The sequence below is a fragment of the Pseudomonas sp. PA-1-3F genome (assembly GCF_021609665.1).
In the GTDB taxonomy this organism is placed as follows: domain Bacteria; phylum Pseudomonadota; class Gammaproteobacteria; order Pseudomonadales; family Pseudomonadaceae; genus Aquipseudomonas; species Aquipseudomonas paracarnis.
In genome coordinates, this window is the sequence record NZ_WJZD01000038.1 from 15,205 (window position 1) to 41,232 (window position 26,028).

Annotated in this window: 17 protein-coding genes; 12 read left to right on the top strand and 5 right to left on the bottom strand. The window is 59.9% G+C overall.

From position 1 onward, the window contains the following. Positions 1-23 precede the first annotated feature (23 nt). The gene (acnB, locus tag GIV26_RS22920) at positions 24-2,633 is read left to right on the top strand and encodes a bifunctional aconitate hydratase 2/2-methylisocitrate dehydratase (RefSeq protein ID WP_003190828.1); all 2,610 of its coding nucleotides are present in this window, start codon (positions 24-26) and stop codon (positions 2,631-2,633) included. A gap of 212 nt (positions 2,634-2,845) precedes the next feature. Here the strand turns inward: acnB and GIV26_RS22925 are convergent, their stop codons facing one another. Beyond that, on the bottom strand, positions 2,846-4,123 hold the full coding sequence (locus GIV26_RS22925) for a serine/threonine transporter (protein WP_127881911.1): 1,278 nt from the start codon (positions 4,121-4,123) through the stop codon (positions 2,846-2,848). Positions 4,124-4,675: 552 nt separating this feature from the next. On the opposite strand from GIV26_RS22925, the gene GIV26_RS22930 reads away from it, so the two are divergent. The 5 genes from GIV26_RS22930 (at position 4,676) to GIV26_RS22950 (ending at position 8,748) form a co-directional block, all read left to right on the top strand. Further along, a complete protein-coding gene (locus GIV26_RS22930) occupies positions 4,676-5,176 on the top strand; it encodes a DUF4822 domain-containing protein (protein WP_034126009.1) in 501 nt (166 codons plus the stop codon). A gap of 53 nt (positions 5,177-5,229) precedes the next feature. Beyond that, positions 5,230-5,664, top strand: a complete 435-nt coding sequence (locus GIV26_RS22935; RefSeq protein WP_054897958.1) for a hypothetical protein — start codon at positions 5,230-5,232, stop codon at positions 5,662-5,664. Between the two features lie 144 nt (positions 5,665-5,808). After that, positions 5,809-6,762: a 2-hydroxyacid dehydrogenase gene (locus GIV26_RS22940; RefSeq protein WP_034126011.1), complete on the top strand. Its 954-nt coding sequence runs from the start codon at positions 5,809-5,811 to the stop codon at positions 6,760-6,762. Positions 6,763-6,891: 129 nt separating this feature from the next. Beyond that, positions 6,892-7,959 carry a phosphotransferase family protein gene (locus GIV26_RS22945; RefSeq protein ID WP_034126012.1) on the top strand — a complete coding sequence of 356 codons (1,068 nt, stop codon included), beginning with the start codon at positions 6,892-6,894 and terminating at the stop codon, positions 7,957-7,959. A gap of 21 nt (positions 7,960-7,980) precedes the next feature. Beyond that, positions 7,981-8,748 carry an SDR family oxidoreductase gene (locus GIV26_RS22950; RefSeq protein ID WP_034126013.1) on the top strand — a complete coding sequence of 256 codons (768 nt, stop codon included), beginning with the start codon at positions 7,981-7,983 and terminating at the stop codon, positions 8,746-8,748. 41 nt (positions 8,749-8,789) lie between these two features. Here GIV26_RS22950 and GIV26_RS22955 read toward each other — a convergent pair whose 3' ends face one another. Then, complete coding sequence (locus GIV26_RS22955) at positions 8,790-10,535, bottom strand: hypothetical protein (RefSeq protein WP_236282335.1); 1,746 nt, start codon at positions 10,533-10,535, stop codon at positions 8,790-8,792. A gap of 27 nt (positions 10,536-10,562) precedes the next feature. Continuing rightward, positions 10,563-13,931 carry a calcium-binding protein gene (locus tag GIV26_RS22960; RefSeq protein WP_236282337.1) on the bottom strand — a complete coding sequence of 1,123 codons (3,369 nt, stop codon included), beginning with the start codon at positions 13,929-13,931 and terminating at the stop codon, positions 10,563-10,565. A gap of 197 nt (positions 13,932-14,128) precedes the next feature. On the opposite strand from GIV26_RS22960, the gene pdxR reads away from it, so the two are divergent. Then, complete coding sequence (gene pdxR, locus GIV26_RS22965; protein WP_236282338.1) at positions 14,129-15,562, top strand: MocR-like pyridoxine biosynthesis transcription factor PdxR; 1,434 nt, start codon at positions 14,129-14,131, stop codon at positions 15,560-15,562. 84 nt (positions 15,563-15,646) lie between these two features. After that, positions 15,647-16,048, top strand: a complete 402-nt coding sequence (locus GIV26_RS22970) for a cupin domain-containing protein (protein WP_019820196.1) — start codon at positions 15,647-15,649, stop codon at positions 16,046-16,048. 127 nt (positions 16,049-16,175) lie between these two features. Here GIV26_RS22970 and GIV26_RS22975 read toward each other — a convergent pair whose 3' ends face one another. Further along, the gene (locus GIV26_RS22975) at positions 16,176-16,805 is read right to left on the bottom strand and encodes a DNA-3-methyladenine glycosylase I (RefSeq protein ID WP_236282340.1); all 630 of its coding nucleotides are present in this window, start codon (positions 16,803-16,805) and stop codon (positions 16,176-16,178) included. 215 nt (positions 16,806-17,020) lie between these two features. On the opposite strand from GIV26_RS22975, the gene GIV26_RS22980 reads away from it, so the two are divergent. From GIV26_RS22980 to GIV26_RS22990, 3 genes are all read left to right on the top strand, one after another. Next, positions 17,021-18,346, top strand: a complete 1,326-nt coding sequence (locus GIV26_RS22980; RefSeq protein WP_169855370.1) for a C4-dicarboxylate transporter DctA — start codon at positions 17,021-17,023, stop codon at positions 18,344-18,346. Positions 18,347-18,504: 158 nt separating this feature from the next. Next, positions 18,505-19,206 carry a FadR/GntR family transcriptional regulator gene (locus GIV26_RS22985; RefSeq protein ID WP_014718317.1) on the top strand — a complete coding sequence of 234 codons (702 nt, stop codon included), beginning with the start codon at positions 18,505-18,507 and terminating at the stop codon, positions 19,204-19,206. A gap of 16 nt (positions 19,207-19,222) precedes the next feature. Then, positions 19,223-19,909: a GntR family transcriptional regulator gene (locus GIV26_RS22990; protein ID WP_034126017.1), complete on the top strand. Its 687-nt coding sequence runs from the start codon at positions 19,223-19,225 to the stop codon at positions 19,907-19,909. Between the two features lie 247 nt (positions 19,910-20,156). On the opposite strand, the gene GIV26_RS22995 is transcribed toward GIV26_RS22990, so the two are convergent. Continuing rightward, entirely contained in the window at positions 20,157-25,025 is a 4,869-nt protein-coding gene (locus GIV26_RS22995) for an NAD-glutamate dehydrogenase (protein ID WP_072446314.1), read from the bottom strand. 482 nt (positions 25,026-25,507) lie between these two features. Between GIV26_RS22995 and GIV26_RS23000 the strand changes: the two genes are divergently transcribed. Beyond that, positions 25,508-25,861, top strand: coding sequence for a hypothetical protein (locus tag GIV26_RS23000; RefSeq protein ID WP_054897966.1), 354 nt, complete (start codon positions 25,508-25,510; stop codon positions 25,859-25,861). The last annotated feature ends 167 nt before the right edge of the window (positions 25,862-26,028 follow it).

Here is a 26,028-nt window from a genome sequence, read left to right on the forward strand (position 1 = left end):
GACCACTGATGAGGGTAATAACTGTGCTTGAAGCCTACCGCAAACATATCGAAGAGCGTGCAGCACTGGGTATCGTTCCCCAGCCGCTTAACGCCGAACAAACCGCAGGCCTGGTCGAGCTGCTGAAAAATCCTCCGGCTGGCGAAGAAGAATTCCTCGTTGACCTGATCACCAACCGTATTCCACCAGGCGTTGACGAAGCCGCTTACGTCAAGGCCGGTTTCCTGTCTGCCCTGGCCAAGGGCGAAGCCACTTCCCCCCTGATCGACAAGAAACGCGCTGTTGAACTGCTCGGCACCATGCAGGGCGGCTACAACATCGTGACGTTGGTCGAGCTGCTGGACGACGCCGAACTGGCGCCCGTCGCGGCCGCCCAACTCAAGCACACCCTGCTGATGTTCGATGCGTTCCACGACGTCGCCGAAAAAGCCCGCAACGGCAACGAGCACGCCAAAGGCGTGATCCAGTCCTGGGCTGACGGCGAGTGGTTCCGCAACCGCCCTACCCTGGCCGACAAAATCAGCCTGCGCGTCTTCAAGGTCACCGGCGAAACCAACACCGACGACCTGTCGCCTGCGCCTGACGCCTGGTCCCGCCCTGACATCCCGCTGCACGCCCTGGCCATGCTGAAAATGGCTCGCGAAGGCATCGTGCCGGACGAGCAAGGCAAGACCGGCCCGATGAAGCAGATCGAAGAAATGCGCGGCCAAGGCTTCCCGATCGCCTACGTGGGTGACGTGGTCGGTACCGGTTCGTCGCGTAAGTCGGCGACCAACTCGGTACTGTGGTTCTTCGGCGACGACGTACCTTACGTGCCGAACAAGCGTGCCGGCGGTTTCTGCTTCGGCAGCAAGATCGCTCCGATCTTCTACAACACCATGGAAGATGCTGGCGCACTGCCAATCGAATTCGACGTCACCAACATGAACATGGGCGACGTGATCGACCTGTACCCGCATGCTGGCAAAGTCTGCAAACACGGCACCGACGAAGTCCTGACCACCTTCGAAATGAAGACCCCAGTGCTGTTGGACGAAGTCCGTGCTGGCGGCCGTATCCCGCTGATCATCGGCCGTGGCCTGACCGACAAGGCACGCGCTGAGCTGGGCCTGGGCCCGACCGACCTGTTCAAGCTGCCTGAAGCGCCTGTCGACACCGGCAAAGGCTTCACCCTGGCGCAGAAAATGGTCGGCAAGGCCTGTGGCCTGCCAGAAGGCAAAGGCGTTCGTCCAGGCACCTACTGCGAGCCGAAGATGACCACCGTGGGGTCCCAGGACACCACCGGCCCAATGACCCGTGATGAACTCAAAGACCTGGCGTGCCTGGGCTTCTCGACCGACCTGGTGATGCAGTCCTTCTGCCACACCGCGGCTTACCCGAAGCCGATCGACGTGACCACCCACCACACCCTGCCTGACTTCATCATGACCCGTGGCGGTGTATCGCTGCGTCCAGGCGACGGCATCATCCACAGCTGGCTGAACCGCATGCTGCTGCCGGACACCGTCGGTACCGGTGGCGACTCCCACACCCGTTTCCCGATGGGCATCTCGTTCCCGGCCGGTTCTGGCCTGGTCGCGTTCGCCGCAGCCACTGGCGTAATGCCACTGGACATGCCGGAATCGATTCTGGTGCGCTTCAAAGGCAAGATGAAGCCTGGCATCACCCTGCGTGACCTGGTTCATGCCATTCCTTACTACGCGATCCAGGCTGGCCTGCTGACCGTAGAAAAGAAAGGCAAGAAGAACGCCTTCTCTGGCCGCATCCTGGAAATCGAAGGCCTGAACGATCTGACGCTGGAACAGGCTTTCGAGCTGTCCGACGCCTCGGCTGAACGTTCGGCTGCCGGTTGCACCATCAAGCTGTCCAAAGAGTCCGTCACCGAGTACCTGAACTCCAACATCACCCTGCTGCGCTGGATGATCGGCGAAGGCTACGGCGATGCACGCACCCTGGAACGTCGCGCCCAAGCGATGGAAGCCTGGGTTGCCAACCCGGAGCTGATGGAAGCCGATGCCGACGCCGAATACGCCGAAATCATCGAGATCGACCTGTCGGAAATCAACGAGCCGATCCTCTGCGCGCCAAACGACCCGGACGACGCCCGTCTGCTGTCCAGCGTCGCTGGCGAGAAGATCGACGAAGTGTTCATCGGTTCGTGCATGACCAACATCGGTCACTTCCGCGCTGCCGGCAAGCTGCTGGAGCAGGTCAAGGGCCAGCTGCCAACCCGTCTGTGGCTGTCGCCGCCGACCAAGATGGACGCTCACCAACTGACCGAAGAAGGCTACTACGGCATCTACGGCAAGGCTGGCGCACGCATGGAAATGCCAGGCTGCTCGCTGTGCATGGGTAACCAGGCACGCGTTGAGCCGAACTCCACCGTCGTGTCTACCTCGACCCGTAACTTCCCGAACCGCCTGGGTGATGGTGCAAACGTCTACCTGGCGTCGGCCGAGCTGGCGGCCGTGGCCTCGACCCTGGGTCGCCTGCCGACCGTCGAAGAGTACATGGGCTACGCGGCAAAACTGGACACCATGGCCAGTGACGTCTACCGCTACCTGAACTTCGACCAGATCGCTGAGTTCCGCAAGATCGCAGCAAGCGCCAACATCCCCGTGATTCAAGCTTAACGGTGTGTTGATGTGAAGAACGCCGCGTATCGCAAGGTACGCGGCGTTTTTTTATGCCTGGAATTAACCTTTACTGCCAACACAAAACAAATGTGGGAGCTGGCTGCCCTAATCCAGTGTAGGAGCGAGCTTGCTCGCGAAAAACTCACCGGCGCCGCGTTCATCCAGGAAGCACGCGTTATCGTTGACGTTCTTCGCGAGCAAGCTCGCTCCTACGCAACCAGCGAATACACCAACGCCGTAATGGCAACCAAGCCGACTGCAGTCACAAACACATTCGACGCCTGCCCACGGTACTTGGCCATGGCCGGCACCTTGCGGATGGCGTACATCGGCATCAGGAACAGAATCGACGCAATCACCGGCCCACCCAGGGTCTCGATCATGCCAAGGATGCTCGGGTTAAGCGTGGCGACGATCCAGCACACCACCAACATGAAAGCGGCGGTCATGCGGTCCAGGGTCTTGGGTGCCGGACGGCGGCCAGTCTTGACCACCAGGCCCTTGAGGCCCTCGCTGGCGCCGATGTAGTGGCCCAGGAACGACTTGGCAATCGCCACGAACGCAATCAACGGTGCGGCAAAGGCAATCGTCGGGTTATCGAAGTGGTTGGCCAGGTACGACAGGATCGACAGGTTTTGCGCTTTCGCTTCCGCCAACTGCGCGGGCGACAGGGTCAGCACGCAACTGAACACGAAGAACAGCACCATCGCCACCATCAGCAAGTGCGCACGGGACAGGATCTGCGAACTGCGCTCCTCGGCGTGAGCGCCATACTGGCGCTTCTGGTCCACCGCAAAAGCCGAGATGATCGGCGAATGGTTGAACGAAAACACCATCACCGGAATCGCCAGCCACAGCGTGTTGAGCAAGGCTGAAGGCGCGGGGACTTCGCTGGCGGTACTGAGAATGCCGCCGGTCCAGTGCGGCACCAGGTACACCGCCAGGAACAGCAAGGCCACAATAAACGGGTACACCATCAGGCTCATGGCCTTGACGATCACCTGTTCACCGCAGCGCACAACGGCGAGCAGGCCGAGGATCAATACAAACGCCAGGATCGCCCGGGGCGGCGGCAGGATGTGCAGTTGGTGCTCCATGAAGCTGCTGACGGTATTGGTCAGCGCCACGCTGTAGATCAGCAGGATCGGGAAGATCGCGAAGAAGTACAGCAAGGTGATCAGTGCACCGGCCTTGATACCGAAATGCTCTTCCACCACGTCGGTGATGTCGGAACCTTCACGGCCGGACAGCACGAAACGGGTCAGCCCACGGTGGGCAAAGAACGTCATCGGGAAGGCCAGCAACGCCAGGATCACCAGCGGCCAGAAGCCCCCCAGGCCCGCGTTGATCGGCAAGAACAAAGTACCGGCGCCAATAGCGGTACCGAACAGCCCGAGCATCCAGGTGGTGTCCTGGCGGCTCCAGCTTGTGAGCGTTGCAGGTGTCGTTGCATAGCGTTCGTCGACGCTATTGGCCTGATCATTCATCCGGTCGGATCTCCGCATTCACACGGCCAGGACGAGTCAGAAAAACCTGACAGGCAGCGCCCTGACCTTAACAGGGGCGCGATTGTCCGGGATTCTTGTGAATAAGCAAAGACTTAGCTGAGGAACGGCACTGCAGTGCAAAGCCTGGAAGGCGGTCCATGGGCAGCTCAGTTGAGTCAACGCCAGATGCGCACCGCCTTTACCCACCTCACGAGCCCCCCTGCCGGCGTGGCATTGGGAGGGTCGATCACGCAAGGCCGGCGAAGCTGTGTTTAAACAAATCCAGTCATTCAAAGTTCTCCAGTGGCAAGCCGCTGACAGAAACCCAACATCAATTAAAGTTACGCACCCTCACATATAAGAAAGTTCTTACAGACAGTTAATCAGCGCATCTGGACTGAAACTCTAATTATTGCGGGTTTTGTTGCAAGGGTTTTCCCAAGCATTGAGAGCCCCTCCCATCACGTCTATATTCCAGCTCAGCTCAAAAAAACAAAGTCCTCTAAACCCACGACAGCAGAATTAAAAACCTCACTCGCCAGGAGCGACTTGATGAAAAAACACAACCTTATTTTCTCCCTGATACTTGCCACCGGAATGCTCAGCCCATTGGCAAGCCAAGCACAACCGGCAGTAGAAAACTCCGACGCAAGTGCCCTGGGCACATCCCCCCGCTGGCTGACGACAAAAGTTTATATAGAGGGCGCCCCAGAGATCGATGTAAAGGACAAGTACCCAGGTGTCGTTGGAATATCAGCGTGGGACCCTGAGCGTAATCGCTACGAATTTTTCTACACCGATACCGGGCTATCAAAATATGACAACGGCGGCGGCGGTTACTTCATGGTAACAGGGGACAGGAAAAACCATATCCTGATACCCGATAAAGGTGCAACGAGAACCATCGTCAGAAAACTTGAGACGTTGAACAATCAGGAATTCACTTACTCTCGTGAAGTGCCGCGCGACATGATCGACGCCAACCCTCTTGTTCGAATACATGTGGTTCATGCGCCCTATACCGGATCAGTAAAAACCACCCCCACCCACTAACCCTCAACACTCACCCCACGAGTAGCGACAATACTCATAAAAGGCCTCACTCAATGAAAACGCTATTAAAGCCTTTATTGGCGTCTGTTTTATTGTTCTCTACCCTTGTTTCAGGCGGCCTTCATGCGCAGGCTTCCACATCAGGAAAACCTGTCGCCATCAGCGCTGACAATGCGGTGCTGCTGACCGTTTTCCTCAAACATGACCAATCTCGCAACTTGAACGAAATAAGAACAAAACTCACCGAACAGGAACTCTTTAAAGTATTCCCTCCTGAAGGGGTAGAGATCGTCAGTTGGACCATCGCCATGGGGATCGGCCACGTCATCGTTCTACGCTTCCCCGCCTCGCGCCTGCGGGAGGTCAATCTCGCCATCGAACGCTCTGCATGGGGGCCCTTCAGGACAGAGTTCTTTCCTACCTACGATTACATGGACATCGTAGCGGCCGAACAGAGCAAGGTGCGCAAGGCTGCACCCGCTAAATAATTCGCCCGCGTGCAAACAGCGTCTCCCGCTCGCCGAGACGCTGGCACCTTTCGCAAAATCAGTCGCGCTTTCTCGGGCCCTCGGCATTTCGCGCAACAAAAATGCAGCATACTCCGAGCATCGAACTCACCGGAGAGCTGCCCCATGCCCACCACCGTTCTGGTCCTGGTTGAAACCATCAACGAGTACCTGCAAATCATCGAGAGCAATGACTTTCATGTGATTCTGGCGCCGACGCCCGTCGAACGCGCTCAGGCGATCAAGTTGCACGGTGGGCAGATCAAGGCCGTGCTGACCCGTGGCCCGCTGGGGTTGTACGCCGATGAAATCGCGGCACTGCCGTTGTTGGAAATCATCTGCGTGATCGGTGCCGGCTACGAACACGTGGACCTGCAGGCCGCGAGCAATCGTGGGATCGTGGTGACCAACGGTGCAGGGGTAAATGCGCCGTCGGTGGCCGACCATGCCATGGCGCTGCTGCTGTCGCTGGTGCGTGGCGTTCCCCAGACGGATGCAGCGGTGCGGCGTGGCGAATGGCCGAAAGTGATGCGCCCTTCCCTGAGCGGTAAACACCTGGGGATTCTCGGGCTGGGTGCGGTGGGGATGGAGATTGCCCGGCGCGCCGCCCTGGGGTTCGGCATGGAGGTGAGTTATCACAACCGCCAACCCCGCGATGACGTGGATTACACCTACTGTGCGACGGCTGTCGAGCTGGCGCGTACCTCGGATTTCCTGGTGCTGGCTACGCCCGGCGGTGCCAGCACCCGTCACCTGATCGACCGTCACGCCCTGGACGCTCTGGGGCCGCACGGCTTTCTGGTCAACATCGGGCGCGGCAGCGTAGTGGTGACCGCCGACCTGGTCGCCGCGCTGGAGCAGCGCCGCATCGGCGGCGCCGCGCTGGACGTGTTTGACGATGAGCCTGCAGTGCCCGATGCCCTCAAGCGCCTGAGCAATACCGTGCTGACGTCCCACGTGGCCGGCCTGTCCCCGGAAGCGGCCCATGACACGGTGCAGCGCGTCGCTGATAACCTGGTGGAATACTTTGCCGGCCGCCCCGTGCTTACACCGGTGGCCTTGCCAGCGCCCGCAAAATGACCAATCAGGCACGCTGATCACCCTTCAACACGCTAACCTATTAAACCGCCCCGACCTTGTCGCTGGGCGGCTATGCGCATTAGATTAGGAAATAGTCCAAGGCCTTTAGAATAAGCAGAAGGGATAAGCATGGCGCTGAACGACCAATCGACCCAGATTCGCCCAGGCGAAGAACTTGATGCCAGCCTGATCGATCCCTACCTCAAAGCTCATATTCCGGGCCTGAGCGGTACCGTCAAAATCAGCCAGTTCCCTGGTGGCGCGTCGAACCTGACTTACCTGCTGGAATACCCCGACCAGGAATTCGTGCTGCGTCGCCCGCCATTTGGGCACAAGGCCAAGTCTGCCCACGACATGGGCCGCGAATACCGCATTCTCAACCAGCTCAAAGATGGCTTCCCGTACTGCCCCAAGGCTTATGTGCACTGCACCGATGAATCGGTGATCGGCGCCGAGTTCTATGTGATGGAGCGCGTCAACGGCATCATCCTGCGTTCCGACCTGCCGGCTGAGCTGGGCCTGGACGCCACCCGCACCGAAGCCTTGTGCAAGAGCTTTATCGACAAGTTCGTCGAACTGCACCAGGTCGACTACCACGCCTGCGGCCTGGCCGACTTGGGCAAGCCTGAAGGCTACGTGGCGCGGCAGATTCGCGGCTGGGGCGAGCGCTATGAAAAAGCCCTGACGCCCGACGCGCCAAAATGGGAGGCGGTACGCGCCTGGCTCAACGACAAGATGCCTGCCGACCACCCCACCTCCAGCATCGTGCACAACGACTACCGCTTCGACAACGTGATCCTCGACCCGCACAACCCGATGCAGATCATCGGCGTGCTGGACTGGGAACTGACCACCCTGGGCGACCCGCTGATGGACCTGGGCAACACCCTCGCCTACTGGATCGAGGCCGCAGACCCGGCGCCGGTGCAATTGATGCGCCGCCAGCCGAGCAACGCCCCCGGCATGCTCACCCGCCGCCAGTTTGTCGACTACTACGCCGAGCGCTCCGGCATCCAGATCGACAATTTCGATTTCTACTACACCTATGGCCTGTTCCGCCTGGCCGGGATTGTGCAGCAGATCTACTACCGCTTCTTCCATGGCCAGACCCAGGACAAACGCTTCGCGCAGTTCATCCACATGAACAAACTGCTGGAGCAGATGAGCCTGAATGTCATCGGCAAATCAGCGCTCTGAGTGCAACTACAAGGAACCCTCATGTCCAAGACCAACCTGTTCGACCTCGATGGCAAGATTGCGTTTGTTTCCGGCGCCAGCCGTGGCATCGGTGAAGCCATCGCCAAGTTGCTGGCCCAGCAAGGCGCCCATGTGATTGTCTCCAGCCGCAAGCTGGAGGGTTGTCAGCACGTGGCCGATGCGATCATCGCCGAGGGCGGCAAAGCCACGGCCATTGCCTGCCATATTGGTGAAATGGAGCAGATCACCCAGGTGTTCGCCGGCATTCGTGAACAGTTCGGCCGCCTGGATATCCTGGTCAACAACGCCGCTACCAACCCGCAGTTCTGCAACGTGCTGGACACCGACCTGGGCGCATTCCAGAAGACCGTTGACGTGAATATCCGTGGTTACTTCTTCATGTCGGTGGAAGCCGGCAAGCTGATGCGCGAGAACGGCGGCGGCAGCATCATCAACGTAGCCTCGATCAACGGCATCTCGCCGGGCGTGTTCCAGGGCATCTACTCGGTGACCAAGGCCGCCGTGATCAACATGACCAAGGTATTCGCCAAGGAGTGCGCGGCGTTCGGTATCCGTTGCAACGCGCTGCTGCCGGGCCTGACCGATACCAAGTTCGCCTCGGCACTGGTCAAGAACGATTCGATCCTGAAAGTTGCCCTGGCGCAGATCCCGCTCAAGCGCGTGGCCGACCCCAGCGAAATGGCTGGCGCGGTGTTGTACCTGGCCAGTGACGCATCGAGCTACACCACGGGCGTTTCGCTCAACGTGGACGGTGGCTTCTTGTCCTGAAGCCGCCGGCACTGTCGGTGGCGAACGGGCTCGCCTGTTTGTCACCGCGCACGTACAGCGCTCATGTCGATCTTAAATAGCACCAGTTTGCCATCTGGCAGGGTCGCACCAATGACCTTGAAAAGCCGTTGACGTGCCAGTGCATCCGCAACCTGCTGCCCGGCACCTGGATCGTGACTGTCCAGTTTGCTCAGGACCCGTGTGACCCAGCCATCCTCCATCTGGAAGTGCTGATTGACCCTAGCCATGCTGACGTGGCCGGATTTGGCATGTTTGACTTCAAGCACATAGACATCGCCCGCCGGCCCCATGAATACCAGGTCGAAGCCATTCTGGCTGCCGCCGTAGGTCCCACCGGGAATGATTCGATAGCCATCATTTTTAAGTAACTCACGGTACATTTGCTCATTGGCCGCCCCACGCTGCCTGGTCTGCTTAATGTCCAACGCCCTCCATTGATTAAAAAAATCCTGTTCATCCCCGCGCCTGCCGCGATAGGGATAATGAAGCTGATCATTGACGGCAACGGCCTCTAGATTGAACGTTCCCTCACGACGGGCCGCCACGGTGGCCATGCCTTGAAACGCATCAAACTGCACAACACCCGGTGGTAGTGCGACGCCCTCAGCCCTGGCGTGCATCCCGAGCAACAGGCGGTCATACGGGTAGCCATGGGTCCAGATGTGTGCATCAATCATGCGATCTCGCAGCTGCACGGGCGCGTTGCGGATACGCGGGTTATCGAATGCAATCATCTGCCGCGCATATTGGCGCATATAGCAGTACGTCTGCTTGTCCACGGTCGACATCAAGCCCTGGCTCATATCACTGGTAACACCGGTGTAGCCCAGCGATTTGCGGGCGGCGTTAATGATTGCGCCGATGCTGTCCAAGCGCATTTCGGGCACCCACGATGCCCGGCTGCCGCCAGTATCCAGGTAAATACCCGGCGCGCTGTTGGAACCATTCGGGATCAGTTGGTATTTATTTCTCGTGCTATCAAGCTCGACGCGAACCAGCACGCTCCCCACCTCCAAATAGGCGACGGCCGTGTCACCAGAGAGCTGAATCATCCCGTCTTCGGTGATGGAGCCGCGAGGCTGCAACACACCATTCGCATTCTGCATGTAGAGCCTGTTATCGCCTGCCTTGTAGTGGTCCAACGAAAACAGTTCATCACCGTAGTAGTTTTGCCCGCCAATGACGTACTGTTTTTTCCCCGGGATAGGAGTCCCCGTCGCTGCACCAGCACCTCGCGCATCGTAGAGCTGCAGATCCCACTGCGGATCTCGCGGCCCGGGTGCTGGCATCGTCACTGGCGTGGCTATCGGAGCACTGGAATGCGCTGCGGTCGTCACGTTTGTCCAGGTTGAAGTATTCCCAACCCTCTGTACCACAGCGGAGCCGGCAGCCAGTTGATGCGCCAAGCGCGGGTGATAAGTACCACTGGCCGGCTGATGGACCACTTGCACCGTTTGCCCGGTATCCAGATTGACGTAACTGCGGCCGTTCACATCATGCATACCCTCGGCATTGACGGCTCCAAGCGTATCGCCTGTCACCCATACAGCCGTTGGCGGTGGCGGCCCAGGCAGATCCAAAGCACTTATTTGCGGGACCCCAAGCAAACCACCATTGCGGTATCGCGTGCGCTGCGCGCCTTGATACGCCGGTTGAGTGGTACTGGTCGGGCGGCCATAGTCCCTGACCATGACAGTGTCGGCACCGTCACCGGCACGCCCAGAGGGTCGGCCGGCAGTTCTGGGCGATTGCGGTTTTTGCTGCATAAATAAAAAATCCCTTTTAATGATCAATCAGACTGAGTCAACACCGCTGAACCGCAAGTCCGCAGACGTTACGGTACGCAGCGGATCAACATCCGCCCCCCAGCAATCGCGGCCTGAATCGTAATGAACGCCTGACACCGTGCCGTCGCTCAGCTCCAAGCCGATAACGCGCAGCTGACGCGCCATCAAGGTTGACCACTGGCGAGAACGCCGCAACGCTTCCCAGACCTCGGCTACAGTCTGATAAGGGGAGGCATCCAGTTGCGCGAGATAGATGCCCCCCAGGTCCTGGCGGATGTCGTATTGCTCGCCCTGCTTGGTGAGTACGCTGACTTGTTCCAGCGGCACCGAAGGGTCTGTCACGGGTGGCAGCAGCACCTTCACGCTGCCGAGGGTCAGCGTGTTTTCGTTCAAGACGATGTGCGCCCGCTCAATCAGCTCACCAAGCTTGGCCGTGTTGATCCGCCAGAACGATGCGTCCGACTTTTTGGCCAGCGCGCCCGGCGTGGACAGGTAGATCGTTGAGCCGGTACTGGGCACCACTTCATAGGTCGACGCCCGCCCCATCAACGAGTAAGACTTTTGATAATGCGGTGGGGCAGGAATAACGACTTTCTGCGGCGACGATTGCAACCAGACCCCCTTGGCACTGTGCGGTCGAAAAAAACCGTGTATCCCTGGCCTTTTTACCAATGCCGAGCTGCCATCGAAGGTGTTGAAACCTGGTGAGGCGCGGTCCTGGCTATAGGTTTGCTGGGCCGCCTGTATCCGGTATGAGACGCCATCATTCATGACCAGTACAAACTGGCAGTCCAGTTTGAGGCTGACCGCGATGATGTTTGACGTCACGTTGGTGCGTATCGAGGATCGATCACTGGCATATTCGCAGAGCACCAACTGACTGCCGTCGGTGAAACTGATGGTTAATTTCACGTCGCTATAGGTCAGCGAATCGAAGTGAACCAACCTGCGTAGGGTCACACGGTAACCGGCCAATACCTGGAGAATCTCCTGCGACGAATAATCCACGTACAACACGCAAGCAGTCGCGTCGCTTTTAAGACGAACTTCGACCACCTTTCTGTGTGGCCCACGTTCGATGAAACAGCGGGTCGAACGCCCATGGGGCACCACGAACGTTCCGGCGTTCAACACCCTGTCCAGGCTGACGTCCTGGCCACCTGCTCTCACGGCGACGGTCACGTCGGCGTCCTCGTTGCCAACCAATGTCGGTTCGAGAATCGGCTCAAGCATGTAGCCGTCCTCCGTGAGAAACAGCAGGCTGTGCTTGTTCAACCAGCGCCGGTCATCACCTTGCGTATAGAGCTGCTCAAGCTTGATCACGTGCTGCGGCAGTTCGCCATTAACGCCCCGCCAGACCACAATGACCAACGCACCCCCCTGGACGCCCCAATGGGCGATAGCCGAGAGAGGCCAGCGCATCTCGATCACGGCACCCTCGGCCCAGTCCTGCTCGTATAGCGAGACCGTGCCGCGGTTGGTGGCCAGAACATAACGGTCCTTGCCCGCTCCGCCGTCCACCCAGGCGTTGGAACCCAGCACGATCACCGTATCATTGCCCTGCGCGGCCTCGATCCGATCGCCATCGCCGTTTGCGATTATCGTATTGGCCTGTTCCGAACCCTTGACTTGGCTGGCAACCCCGGCTGGCGTGGCGATATTTTCTATCGAGTCGAGGCTGATCGAGTGATGAGGCAACGGTTTGTCGATATCTTTGCGCCGCACGACGGTGCCCGCCTGCAGGTCGATGGCATAGCCCTGCGTGTTGTGCTCATAGATTGCCGAGTTGGACAGGTAGAGCGTATCGCTGCCTGCCTCGCCACGCAGCTGACTGGCCGGGCGATGTGCGTCGGCCTCGTCCAGTGTGCCCGTCGGCATGTCATAGCTGAATACGTCGTCCCTGGCGCCACCGGTCAGCTGCTTCTGGCCTTCACCGAACTGAAAAATATTGGGGATCTCAGCGAAGCCTTTGACATCGTCATTGCCGCCCCCCAGCCGCCAAAGCACCGCGGAATTCGCATCACCCTGACCAAGCACCACACCAGGCAGACGGCCAACCGAGGCGCTGGAAGCATCTATTTGATCATTCTGGTCGACGAGCATCGGCTCGGTGGTGTCGATGTAGGGATCCTCACCCTCGGCTTCGTTCCATCGATGCTTCCAATGCCGGACCGGGCTCAGCCGCACCTCAAACCCACCATTGACTACCGCCTGTACGGTGCCTCTGAGCGCCCCCCTGAGCCAGGTCTGGGCCTGATTGGTCAGGTGCTGCGCATACCAATTTTCCATCCTGGCCAGGGCGAACCGCTCACGTATTTCTTTCTCCGGTTCCTTGCCCTGAAATGCCAACCAGCCCGTGTGCAGCCGCTCGAAAACACTCAGCTCGATATAGTCATCAATTTCATCCACCTGACGAACCGCCGCATAGAGTTGCGCGCCAAACATCAATACGGCGGCGGCGGCAATACCCAGCGGGCCGGCCACGCCGAATCCAGCCAACGCTGCAACCCCCAGGGCCACACTGACGCTGGCGCTCACGATACTGAAGCCGGCGTTGACGTAATGATCAAGCGCTTCCTTGCCAGTGCTGTTCGCCGCCTTATGCAGCGATTGCTTGGCATTGTGATAGTCAAACGGCAACGTCAGCACCAGAGCGAACAGGCCGGCGCCCCGTCGCAGGGCCTGGCCAAGAGAACTGGCGCTGAAACCTGCTAACACCTTATGCCCGTTTTCCAGCAGTCGTCTGCCCAAGTGCTCCAGCGCCAACTCCAGTGCCGTGCCCGTGAGGTTGGCAAACAACTCTGCGCCTGTGACTACCGCCTCATTGATATCGCCGGTCTTGATCGCTTCGGCCAACGCGTTGATCGCACTGTAGTACCCGTAAACCTCCAGCCCCGCGCCCATTACCGCCAAGCTTCGGCTTTTCTTCGGCTCGACCCAACCAGGCATTCCCTCCAACTGCGCCGCTTGGTTGAGATTGGTTTTCTGCACTGAACGTAACAGCCTATCGAGCTTGCCCACTGCACCGGGATTTTCGTCTCCCGGCTTGACCACCAGTAAAGGCGCAGCTTGTGTAGAGCGCAACGCCGCGAACTCAAATAGCACAGCGGCGCTGCTGTCGCTGACAGAACTACTCCCACGAAGATAACGCTGCAGTCTGGATGCCGAGAACCGGATTGAATCCAGCAGCGTCTGATCTGCCTCGCGTACCGCCAGACGATGGGTCTTGACCGGTTTTCCCGCCACCTGGGCACCCATGGCGGCCAGGTCTATACGCGAGACAGTCAACTCGCCAACCACCAGCGGTCCCAGGCTCTGGTCCAGGGCGAGCAAGGTCTCAAGCCTCTTTTTAGTATGTGTGTTCGATGTCGTCATAAGTCCGGCTCCCTATGCCATCACGTTGAATAACGCGGGCGGCAGGCAATCGGTGCCTGCAATAGGGGAAATCATGGCGGCCGGTAATAGCCAGGCGACGGTAGATGCTTATACGCAGGGGCGACTGACTCATAGATATTTTGAGCCCGCACCGCAAGCGAGTAATCTTGGCGCGGAGTGAAGCCTTGGGATGAAACATGGAACTGCACGTGGTAATCAATGGCCGCAAGGACCTGGCCGAACAGCTCTACCAGCAGTTGCGCGAAGCCATCGCCACCGGGCGGCTGTCGGCAGGCGCACAACTGCCCCCCAGCCGACTGCTCGCCGAACAACTGGGCATCTCGCGCAAGACGGTGTCGGACACCTACGCCACCTTGACCTACGAGGGCCTGCTGGTTGGCAAGATCGGCCGCGGCACTTTCGTCAATGCGTGGGCGCCACAGCCCGACCGCGTGCAAACCGCCACCGACCTGGCGTGTGCCGCCAACCTGGGCAAATGGGCCGCACTGCCCTCACCCATGGGCCACCCCGCCCGCGAGGAGATCCTGCGCTACGAATTTATCGGCGGCGCGACGACACGCCACCAATTCCCCCAGGATGAATGGCGGCGTTGCACCCAGGATGCGTTGCGTCGCATCGCCCAGAACAGTGGCTTTTACAGCCAGCCAGAAGGCGTGCCCGCCCTGCGCGAAGCCATCGCCGGGCATATCTCGTTTTCCCGTGGGGTCAAATGCGGCGCCCGCGATATCGTAGTCACCAACGGGGCACAGCAGGCGCTGGACCTGCTTGCCCGCGTGGTGCTTGAACCCGGCAGCCTGGTCGCGATGGAAGACCCCGGCTACAGCCCCGCACGCCAATTGTTCGTCGCGATGGGCGCCCGCGTCGCCAGTGTTGCCGTCGACGAACAGGGCCTGCAGGTCGACCAGATCCCGGATGGCACGCGCCTGATCTATGTGACGCCGTCCCACCAATTCCCCCTCGGCATGCCCATGAGCCAGGCGCGGCGCGAAGCCCTGCTGGACCGCGCCATTGCGCTCGGCGCGATCATCATCGAAGACGATTACGACAGCGAATTCCGCTACGAAGGCCGCCCCACCGACTCCCTGCAAAGCATGGATACCCGAGGCGTGGTCACCTACGTCGGCACCTTTTCCAAAACCCTGTCGCCGGAGTTACGCCTGGGCTATGCGGTGCTGCCGCCGGCCATTTATGGTGCGGTGCTCAAGGCCAAGCAATTGACCGACCAGCACAGCGCTACCTTGCCGCAGTGGGCACTGGCCAAGTTCATCAGCGAAGGCTACCTGCTCAAACATATTCGCCGCTGTCACGGCGTCTACGCGGGGCGTCGCGAACGCATCCTGCAGCGTCTGGCGGGCGATCTGTCGCCGTGGTTCGAGGCAGTACCGACGGTGGCGGGCTTTCACCTGGCGGCCCTGTGCAAGGTGCCGGTGAATATTCCATTGCTGATGGAACGGGCGCGTCAGGTCGAGGTGGGTTTATATCCCTTGGACGTGTTTTTTCACGACCGCCCGGTGCGCTCGGGGCTGATTCTGGGGTTCGGCGCCATCGAGACTCTGGATATCGACCCGGCGCTGGACAAGGTGCGGGATATCCTCCTGCAGATTGGCTAGGCGGTTTTCCGCCGCATTGGTCATTGGTGGCAAGCCCTCAGCGGCGTAGGGTGAAGCGGTCTTTCACCCGATGGAACCCTCATCATGAAACGCTTGTTCGCTGCTACCCTGATGCTCGCCTCCCTCAGTGCATTTGCCCACGACCCGGTCTACAACAAGGAAACGCTCAAGGTGCTGCAAGAACACGCCTTGACCAACGTGCCGGGCAAGAAAACCATCATGCTCACCGTGGACTACGCCCCCGGCCAGGCCACCGTGCCCCACAGCCACACCGGCACCGCCGTGGCTTATGTGCTCGAAGGCGAGATCACCTCGCGGGTCAATGATGAAAAGGCGATCACCTACAAAGCCGGGCAATCGTTCTACGAACCGGCCGGCTCGCGGCATTTTGAGTCAAGCAATGCCAGCCAGACCCAACCGGCCAAGCTGCTGGTGGTGATGGTGCTGGATGACAAGGCTGAGGTACTTACCCCACTTCCCAAGTAATCAGCAACACCACAAAACCCATGTGGGAGCTGGCTTGCCTGCAATAGCGGTGGACCAGCCAGCTCATCTTTTACTGGCCCACCGTTATCGCAGGCAAGCCAGCTCCCACAGTTTTAACCGTATCTGGTCAGGGACGTTTGAACAGGTTGCGCTGGTGTTCAATGCGCGGGCGGCACTCACAACCCTCCAGATGATCATTGACCATCCCCATCGCCTGCATCAACGCATACATCGTGGTCGGGCCGACAAAGGTCCAGCCGCGTTTCTTCAGGGCCTTGGACAAGCGCACCGAAGCCGCTGAGGTCGGATTGGCCGTCCAGTAAGCCATGTCCACCACTGCCGGCCGCTCTTGCGCGCCGGGTTCGAACGCCCACAGCCAGCGCGCCAGCGAACCGGTCTCCGCCACCAGTTCACAGGCCCGGCGCGCGTTGTTGATGGCCGAGACGATCTTCGCGCGATTGCGCACGATGCCCGGGTCGCTCGTCAACCGCTCGATGTCCGCCTCGCCGTACTGCGCCACCCGGCGAAAATCAAAACCCTCGAACGCCTGCCGAAAGTTTTCGCGCTTGCGCAGGATGGTGATCCACGCCATCCCCGCCTGAAAGCCCTCCAGGCAGATCTTCTCGTACAACGCGATGTCATCCGCCACCGGCACGCCCCATTCGTGGTCGTGGTAATGCAGGTAAGCAGGCGCTGCAGTGCGCCAGGCGCAGTACATGCGCCCTGCTTCGTCGGTTGTCAGCCCTGATTGGTCCATCCATCACCTCGTATGCCGAGGACGATGATACGCAAAAAAAATTAATCTCCGCCAACCGCTCAAGCATCGTACTTACCGACCAACTGGTCAGACCGGGACCTGCCAACCGCCAAATATTTACTTGTGATTTGAAAAAAACCGAGCGTAGACTGGCCCCGCACTGGACTTACCGGTAAGACCACAACAATTAAGCCCTGGAACCACCAGGGCACCGAATAGAGATCCCTCCCATGCTCAGATGGTGCTCGCGTTCGATTTTCCTGCAAGTCGTGATTGGCCTGATGCTCGGCATCGCCTGCGGCCTGGCCCTTCCCGAATTCTCCTCGCAACTCAAACCCTTGGGTGACGGCTTTATCAAGCTGATCAAAATGCTGATCGGCCTGATCGTGTTCTGCGTGGTGGTCAGCGGTATTTCCGGCGCGGGCGACTTGAAGAAGGTCGGACGCATCGGCCTCAAGTCGGTGATCTATTTTGAGATGCTGACCACCGTCGCCCTGGTGCTCGGCCTGATCATGGCCTTCAGCACCGGCATCGGCAGCGGCGCCAATATTCATCTGGAGCAACTCTCTTCCGCCGGTTTGAATGAACTGGCCGACAAGGGCCAGCACATCCGCGGCACCAGCCAGTTTCTGATGGAGTTGATCCCCAACTCGGTAGTCGGCGCCTTTGCCGATAATAACGTGCTGCAAGTGCTGTTGTTTTCGGTGCTGTTCGGCAGCGCGCTGAACCTGGTGGGCGAAGCGGCCAGCGGGATTTCGCGACTGATCAACGAATTGAGCCATGTGATCTTCCGCATCATGGGCATGATCGTGCGCCTGGCGCCGATTGGCGTATTCGGTGCCATCGCCTTCACCACCAGCACCTATGGCCTGGACTCACTGCAACACCTGGGCAGCCTGGTGGGGCTTTTCTACCTGACCTGCTTTGCCTTCGTGGCGGTGATCCTCGGGCTGGTGATGCGCCTGTCGGGCCTGCGCATGTTGCCGCTGCTCAAGTACCTGCGCGAAGAACTGCTGATCGTGATGGGCACCGCTTCGTCCGACGCTGTGCTGCCGCAGATCATGCGCAAGCTGGAACATTTGGGCATTGGCAGCTCCACCGTGGGTTTGGTAATCCCCACCGGATACTCGTTCAACCTCGACGGTTTCTCGATCTACCTGACCCTGGCTATCGTGTTTATCGCCAACGCCACCGGCACGCCGCTGTCGATGACCGACTTGCTGACCATCCTCTTGGTATCGTTGATCACCTCCAAGGGCGCCCATGGCATTCCAGGCTCGGCGCTGGTGATCCTGGCGGCAACGCTCACAGCGATTCCGGCGATTCCGGTGGTCGGCCTGGTGTTGGTGCTGGCGGTGGACTGGTTCATGGGCATCGGCCGTGCGCTGACCAACCTGATCGGCAACTGCGTCGCCACGGTGGCGATTGCCCGTTGGGAAAAAGACATTGATATCCAGCGCGCCAACAAAGTGCTCGACGGCCAGCAAGGTTATGCCTTTCAGGCCAAGAAGCCGGTATTACCGGCACATCAGGAGTTCTAGGACAACACCCACCCAATGTGGGAGCTGGCTTGCCTGCGATGACTGAGTGTCAGGCGATACATTGGGTGCTGACCCACCGCTATCGCAGGCAAGCCAGCTCCCACATTGGACCTTCGCCAGACTGAATACTGTATGAGCAACATCAAGGAGCCTTCGACGTGATCAGCACCTCAACCGTCGTCAATTCAGTGGTAGAAAAACTGCGCGCCGCCTTGGCGCGAGGCCAGTGGCGCCGCGGTGAAATGCTGCCCGGTCAACGCGAACTGGCCGAACAGCTGGGCATCAGCCGCCCGAGCCTGCGTGAGGCTGTGATCGTGCTGGAGACCCTCGGCCTGGTGCGCTCCATGCCGGGCAAAGGCGTGGTCGTGCTGGAAACCAGCGTCAGCGAGCCGCAATCGAGCGACGCCGTGGCCGACGCCAGCCTCGAGGACATCCTACAACTGCGCTACACCCTCGAACCTTTCATCGTCGGCCTGGTGGCCCAGTCGATCAGCAGCAAGGAAATCGGCCAACTGCGCCTGACCCTGATGGACATGCGCGAAGCCCTGGATGCCGGCGATGCCGAAGCCGGCATGAACGCCTATATCGACTTCCATGAAGAACTCTTCGCCCTGACCTCCAACCCGATCTTCCAGAACGTGGTGCAGCAAACCAGCACCGCGCTCAAACAAAGCGCCCAGGTATTGCGCAACTCCCCTGAACACCTGGCCGAACGCTTGCAAGAGAACGAAGCCGTGGTACGCGCCATCCGCAACAAGAACAGCGCCCTGGCCAGTGCCGAAATGCGCCGGCACATCCTGCAGGAAGGCCTGCGCATGGGCATTCGCTTGAATATCCCGGACGACCATCTGGGCAGTTGATTTTCGGAGACCGGCCATGAACGCTCACGCCCTGCAACGCGACTCCACCCTCACGTCCCTACGCTGGACGCCCGAAAAAAAGCCCTCGGTGGACGATATCTACCCACGCTTGTTCGACGCCATTCTTGAGCAACGCATTGCGCCCGCCAGCCGCTTCACCGAAGAAGGCCTGGGCGAACTCTTTGGCGTGAGCCGCAGCGTGATTCGCCGGGTGCTCGCCAAGCTGTCCCATCAGCAAGTGGTCATCTTGCGCCCCAACCAGCGCGCCCAGGTCGCCGCGCCGGATGCCCAGCACACACGGCAGATTCTGGAAGCACGGCGCCTCACCGAAATGACCGTGGTGCAATTGGCCTGCGCCCAGGCCACAGCGATGCAAATTCGCCAACTGCGCGAGCTGATTGCACAGGAGCGCAACGCCATTGAGCGGGACCAGCGGGGGCCGGCGATCCGGTTTTCGGGAGAGTTTCATCTGCAACTGGCGCACATGGCAGGCAATGCGCCGCTGGCACAGTTTCTCAACAGCCTGGTGCCGTTGACGTCGCTGATCATTGCGCAATTTGAAACAAAGGCCTGCACCTATTGCGCATGGCAGGAGCATGTGGCGATTGTGGATGCCGTGGAACAGCGCGACGCCCACACGGCTGTCGCCCTGATGACCCAGCACCTGGATCACCTGGAAACCCGACTACTGAAACATCACTGATCCCCAGTGAATGAAGATCAACCTGTGGGAGCTGGCTTGCCTTAATGCCATTGTAGGAGCGAGCTTGCTCGCGAAAAACTCACAGGCGCCGCATTCATTCAGCAAGCACGCGTTATCGTTGACGTTTTTCGCGAGCAAGCTCGCTCCTACAGTAAGGTGGCAAGCCAGCTCCCACATTGATCGCATTCCAGATCAAACAAAAAGCCCCCGCATCTCACGATGCGGGGGCTTTTTGTTCAGCGAGGCATCAAGCCGGTTGCAACACCGACTGGCCACTCAACGCCAGGTCCAGCAACTCACGGTTGGCCACCGCGTACATGGCGTAGTCCGTGCCCACTGCGGCACGAATTTCCACCATCATGGCGCGCCAGCGATCCGCCATGTCCTGATGCTGCTCAAGCCACAGGGCCACGCGGGCTTCCATGTCTTGTGGTGCATCGGCCATTTGCAGGACCGAGATGGTGATCGCCCGTTGCTGCCAGTCCACGTCATCGCGGAAGGCTTCGCGGGCCTGGGCCTGCCAGTTGTTGGCCACTGGCAGATCACTGATCTGCTGCAGGTACCACGGCAGGTCCAGGGCGCTGCCGACGGCGAAGTAGGCCTTGGCCACTTCGGCGGCGTCATGCCCGGTCACGTCGGCGGCTTCGATGATCGGCAGCAAGGTGTACAGGTGGGTAGTACCCGCAACCATGCGCGCCAACAACTCCGGTACGCCGGCCTGGGTGTAGGCCTGGTAGCGGTTCTGCCAGCCTTCGCGGGTCGGGCCTTCCAGCAGTTCGTCGAGCTTGAGGCCCAGCGCCGCCAGGTGCGGACCGAAGTGCGCGGTGTCGCGCCCGGCGTCTTGCTCGTTGCGACGGCTGCGCAGGAACCAGCGCGTAGCGCGACGGCCCAGGCGCATCAACTCGTCCATCAGCTCCAGTTGCACGTCAGCGGAAACCTGGTGGTCCAGGGCTTCAATCTGACGGAACCAGTGCGGGAGATGGAAGATGTCCCGCACGATCACATAAGCGCCCGCCACGTTCGCCGGGCTCATGCCGGTCGACTCTTTGAGTCGCTGCACGAAGGTGATGCCCATGTGGTTGACCAGATCGTTGGCGATCTGGGTGCTGACGATCTCGCGCTTCAGACGATGGCGACGCATGGCTTCGCCGAACTTGGCCACCAGGCTCGGTGGGAACGCGGTCTCCATGTCACGGGTCAGGTACTCGTCATCCGGTACCAGCGACTTGAGCAGTGCTTCCTTGAGGTCGATCTTGCTGTACGAGATCAGCACCGACAGCTCCGGACGGGTCAGGCCCTTGCCGCTGGAGGCGCGCTCGGTGAGCTGCTCCTCGGTCGGCAGGTACTCGATGGCGCGGTCCAGCTTGCCACGGCCTTCCAGGTCGCTCATCAGGCGCTTGTACTCGGCAGCGCGCTCGTAAGCCTTGCGCGCAGCCAGGGACAGGGCCTGGGTCTGCTTGTAGTTGTTGCCCAACACCAGGTTGCCGACTTCGTCGGTCATGCTCGCCAGCAGCTGGTTGCGCTGCTTGTCGGTCATGTCACCGGCCTGCACCACTTCGTTGAGCAGGATCTTGATGTTCACTTCGTGGTCGGAGCAATCCACGCCACCGGCGTTGTCGATGAAGTCGGTGTTGGAACCGCCGCCATTGAGGCCGAACTCCACCCGGCCCAGCTGGGTCATGCCGAGGTTACCGCCCTCGCCCACTACCTTGCAGCGCAGCTCGTTGCCGTTGACGCGCAGTGCGTCGTTGGCCTTGTCGCCCACATCGGCATGGCTCTCGGTGCTGGCCTTGACGTAGGTACCGATACCGCCGTTCCACAACAGGTCCACCGGCGCCTTGAGCAAGGCGTTGAGCAGTTCGGTCGGGGTCAGCTTGTCGGCCTGGATGTCGAAGCGTTCTTTCATCTGTGGCGAGATGGCAATGCTTTTCGCGCTGCGCGAGAAGATACCGCCACCTTCAGACATGATGCTGGTGTCGTAGTCGGTCCAGGCCGAACGCGGCAGTTCGAACAAACGCTTGCGCTCGACGAAGCTGGTGGCCGGGTTCGGGTTCGGGTCAACGAAGATATGCAGGTGGTTGAACGCTGCGACCAGTTGCAGTTTGTCCGACATCAACAAGCCGTTACCGAACACGTCACCGGCCATATCGCCGACACCTACCACAGTGATGCTGTCTTCCTGCACGTTGATGCCGCGCTCACGGAAGTGACGCTGTACACCGACCCATGCGCCCTTGGCGGTGATGCCCATTTTCTTGTGGTCGTAACCGGCCGAACCACCGGAAGCGAACGCATCGCCCAGCCAGAAGCCGTAGTCGATGGCAATGCCATTGGCGATGTCGGAGAAGGTCGCAGTGCCCTTGTCCGCCGCCACCACCAGGTACGGGTCATCGTCGTCATGACGCACGACGTTGGCCGGCGGCACCAGCGCGCCGTCTTTCAGGTTGTCGGTGATGTCCAACAGGCCGGAAATGAAGATGCGGTAGCAGGCGATGCCTTCGGCCGCGATCTCGTCCCGGCTGCCGCCCAATGGCAGGCGACGCGGCAGGAAGCCGCCCTTGGCGCCCACCGGCACGATCACCGAGTTCTTCACTTGCTGGGCTTTTACCAGGCCAAGCACTTCGGTGCGGAAGTCTTCTTCACGGTCCGACCAGCGCAGGCCGCCACGAGCCACGTTGCCAAAGCGCAGGTGCACGCCTTCGACCCGTGGCGAGTACACGAAGATTTCAAACTTCGGCACTGGCTTGGGCAGCTCGGGGATAGCACGCGGGTCGAACTTGAAGCTGAAGTACGACTTGTTCTGGCCGTTGGCATCGGTCTGGTAGAAGTTGGTACGCAGGGTGGCCTTGATCAGGTCCAGGTAGCGACGCAGAATGCGGTCTTCGTTGAGCACCTGAACGTCGTCCAGGGCGCTGAGGATCGCTTGCTCCAGGCGTTGCTGCTTGTCTTCCAGGTCGTCGGCAGTGAGCTTGCGCGCCAGGTAGAAGCGGGTCTTGAACAACCGGGTCAACTCGCGGGCGATGTCGGTGTGGTTGTTCAGGGTGCTGGCGATGTAACCCAGGTCGAAGCCCAGGCGAATCTGCTTCAGGTAACGGGCATAGGCACGCAGCAGCGCCACGTCGCGCCATGGCAGGCCGGCAGTGAGGACCAGGCGGTTGAACGCATCGTTCTCGGCATCGCCATGCACGATGTGCACAAATGCATCCTGCAGGGTGTCGTTGAGTTGCTGGATATCCAGGTTCACGCCTTCGGCGGCGATGAACGCAAAGTCATGGATCCAGAACTCGCGGCCATTGGCATGGCGCAGGCGATAAGGGAACTCGCCCAGCACACGCAGGCCGAGGTTTTCCAGAATCGGCAGCACGTCGGACAGCGCCAGCGGTGTATCAGCGTGGTAGAGCTTGCAATGCAGCTCGCGCTGGCCGGAGACCTGGCCCAGCGGCTGATAGAAGCTCATTACCAGCGGGTTGGCTTCGGTCAGGCTGTTGAGGTGTTGCATGTCGACCACAGCCGAATGCGCGGCGAAACGCTCGCGATAGCCGGCCGGGAAGCCTTTGGGGAAATCCGCCAGCACGTTGGTGCCCTGGGCTTCGCCGAAGCTTTCCACTACCAGGCTGGCGTAGTCGTCCTGCCAGCTGCGGCAGGCCTGCACCACTTCTTTTTCCAGTTGCAGCGGGTCGATGTCCAGGCGGTTCTTCGGGTCTACCCGCAGAATCAGTTGTACACGGGCAAGGACGGACTCGGAGAAGAAGGTCCAGAACTCGCAGTCCGAGGCCTTCAGACGGTCCATCAGCACTTGCTGGATCTTCTGGCGCACTTCGGTGGAGTAGATGTCGCGAGGTACATACGCCAGGCAGTAGCAGAAACGACCATAGGGGTCTTTGCGCAGGAACACGCGGATCTTGTTGCGCTCCTGGATCTGCACAATCGACATCACGGTGCTGAACAGCTCGTCAACCGGAGTCTGGAACAGGTCGTCACGGGGCAGTACTTCCACCACCTGGGCAAGCTCTTTACCCAGGTGCGCCTTGGCCTGGAAACCCGAACGACGTTCGATTTCCGCGACCTTGCGGCGGATGTAAGGGATCACCCGCACGCTTTCGCCGTACACCGAGGAGGTGTACAGGCCCATGAAACGGTGTTCCTTGATGACCTTGCCGTCGGCGCTGATCTCGCGGATCGACACGTAGTCCGGGTAAGCCGGACGGTGCACGCGGCTTGGGTGGGCGGCCTTGGCGAACGACAGCACGGTCGGCTCGCGCAGGTAGGCCACGGCGTAGTCTTCGATGCGCAGGTCTTCGGCGGTGAGGCCGGCGCGCAGCAACTTGGTCAGACCGAGGAAAGAGCTTGCGTCATATTCGATATGACCGCCGTCCGCCTCGTCACGTACCACGAACTCTTCGTAGCCCAGGAAGGTGAAATGGTTGCCCACCAGCCATTCGAGGAAGTTCTTGATTTCGGCTTTTTCTTCGCCGTCGATGGCGAACGCGCTGGCGTCGATACCGGCCAGCAGGTCCTGGACCTTGGCTTTCATCGGTTCGAAATCGGCCACAGCCACGCGTACTTCACCCAGCACCTGCTCAAGCTCTTTGCTCAGCACGTTCAGTTCGGCGGCGTTGGCGCAGCGGTCGATCTCCAGGTACATCAGCGATTCTTGCAGGATGCCTTCGCCCTGGGTGCCCTTGGGCAGGATTTCCAGCAGCTCGCCCTTGTTGCCACGACGCACGCTGAGCACGGTGGTTTGCAGGGTATGGATGCTGTAGCCGCGGCGATTCAGCTCGGTGCGTACCGAGTCGACCAGAAACGGCAGGTCATGGTGCAGCACTTCGACCGCAGTGTGGGTCGATTGCCAGCCATGACGTTCGTAATCGGGGTTGTAGACCCGCACTTGCGGTTGGGTGTGATCAAAGCGCTCAAGCAGGCGCCAGGCAGACAGGGTGCAACCGGCCAGGTCGGAAAGGCGACGCTGGGTCAGTTCGTCCAGGGAAATGATGCCGAAGAATTGTTCAGCGAACAGCGCCACTTGTGGCAGTGCCTGTTCACTGAGGTGCTGCGCCAGTGCCGCTTGCAGTTGATGCTGGAAGTCGGCCTTGCTGGCTGCGGTGAAGAACGCCATCTGTGGTACTCCGCTTGGGCTTGTTATTGATGAAAGCGTCGCGTGTTATCCCCTTGCGGGGAGACCGTCAGCTCTGTTCGCTGGTGTGCTGACAAGCACCATAAACGAATCAGGGTGACAGGTGGGTGAAGCTGGACAGGACAGTCAGGTCACATACAACTTCCATACGGCATGCCGTTGGCCAGATGACGATACGACGGGCAGGTCAGGCGCCTGGCACAGGGCACATCCGTTGCGCAGCTTAACGAGTGTAGGAAGAACGCTGCTTGCAACGCTGCGACATATTCGGTCATCGGTAAGCAGGGTGTCGGTTGCAACTTGGGCAACCCAGGATTTTCGATAGAAAATCTTGCTACTTTGCACACCATCAGTACCAGAAATGACCGATCCGGCCCGTCAGGTCATGCCTGACTTCCGACACAGGATGAAGCACAAAATTCGCCGCAGTGGCACAATTGCCCTCCCCTACACAGGATTGCCCCATGCTGCAGCTGAAAACCGACGCCCTGATGGCCACCCCGTGCGACGACGAAGAAGACAACATGGCCATGCTTTGCTGTCACGGCAAGAACGGCGAAATGTTCATGCTCACCCGTTACCCGGATGAAGACGAAGTGGAGCTGACCTGGGACTACGAACCTTCGACCCTGGATGGGCTGAAAGTGACGTTGGGCGAGACCACCTTATTGATCGAACTGGCGGCCGGCGATGCCGATGCCCTGGGCGGCAAGGACCAGCTGGAGATCACCCACGGCACCGCCGCGTCAGACATGGCCGAAGTGCAGGAAACCCTGCAGAACATCCTCACAGGCACCGGCACGTTCATTCGGACTTGAAACCGGTCTTTTGAATGCACCGAAGACCCCATGTGGGAGCTGGCTTGCCTGCGATGCAGGCGGTGGGGTCTTTCAGCCAGACCGAGTTGAGGCCATCGCAGGCAAGCCAGCTCCCACAGTGACCGTGCTTTACCTGCCCAGACGCTTACTATCCCATGGGTTTTGCT

Excerpts from the sequence above, each read along its gene's own strand:
- GIV26_RS22955 (WP_236282335.1), bottom strand. The coding sequence starts at position 10,535 with ATGCAGCAAAAACCGCAATCGCCCAGAACTGCCGGCCGACCCTCTGGG.
- GIV26_RS22970 (WP_019820196.1), top strand. The coding sequence starts at position 15,647 with ATGAAACGCTTGTTCGCTGCTACCCTGATGCTCGCCTCCCTCAGTGCA.
- GIV26_RS22990 (WP_034126017.1), top strand. The coding sequence starts at position 19,223 with ATGAACGCTCACGCCCTGCAACGCGACTCCACCCTCACGTCCCTACGC.
- GIV26_RS22925 (WP_127881911.1), bottom strand. The coding sequence starts at position 4,123 with ATGAATGATCAGGCCAATAGCGTCGACGAACGCTATGCAACGACACCT.
- GIV26_RS22940 (WP_034126011.1), top strand. The coding sequence starts at position 5,809 with ATGCCCACCACCGTTCTGGTCCTGGTTGAAACCATCAACGAGTACCTG.
- GIV26_RS22995 (WP_072446314.1), bottom strand. The coding sequence starts at position 25,025 with ATGGCGTTCTTCACCGCAGCCAGCAAGGCCGACTTCCAGCATCAACTG.
- pdxR (WP_236282338.1), top strand. The coding sequence starts at position 14,129 with ATGGAACTGCACGTGGTAATCAATGGCCGCAAGGACCTGGCCGAACAG.
- GIV26_RS22960 (WP_236282337.1), bottom strand. The coding sequence starts at position 13,931 with ATGACGACATCGAACACACATACTAAAAAGAGGCTTGAGACCTTGCTC.
- GIV26_RS22945 (WP_034126012.1), top strand. The coding sequence starts at position 6,892 with ATGGCGCTGAACGACCAATCGACCCAGATTCGCCCAGGCGAAGAACTT.
- GIV26_RS22930 (WP_034126009.1), top strand. The coding sequence starts at position 4,676 with ATGAAAAAACACAACCTTATTTTCTCCCTGATACTTGCCACCGGAATG.
- GIV26_RS22950 (WP_034126013.1), top strand. The coding sequence starts at position 7,981 with ATGTCCAAGACCAACCTGTTCGACCTCGATGGCAAGATTGCGTTTGTT.
- GIV26_RS22975 (WP_236282340.1), bottom strand. The coding sequence starts at position 16,805 with ATGGACCAATCAGGGCTGACAACCGACGAAGCAGGGCGCATGTACTGC.
- GIV26_RS22935 (WP_054897958.1), top strand. The coding sequence starts at position 5,230 with ATGAAAACGCTATTAAAGCCTTTATTGGCGTCTGTTTTATTGTTCTCT.
- GIV26_RS23000 (WP_054897966.1), top strand. The coding sequence starts at position 25,508 with ATGCTGCAGCTGAAAACCGACGCCCTGATGGCCACCCCGTGCGACGAC.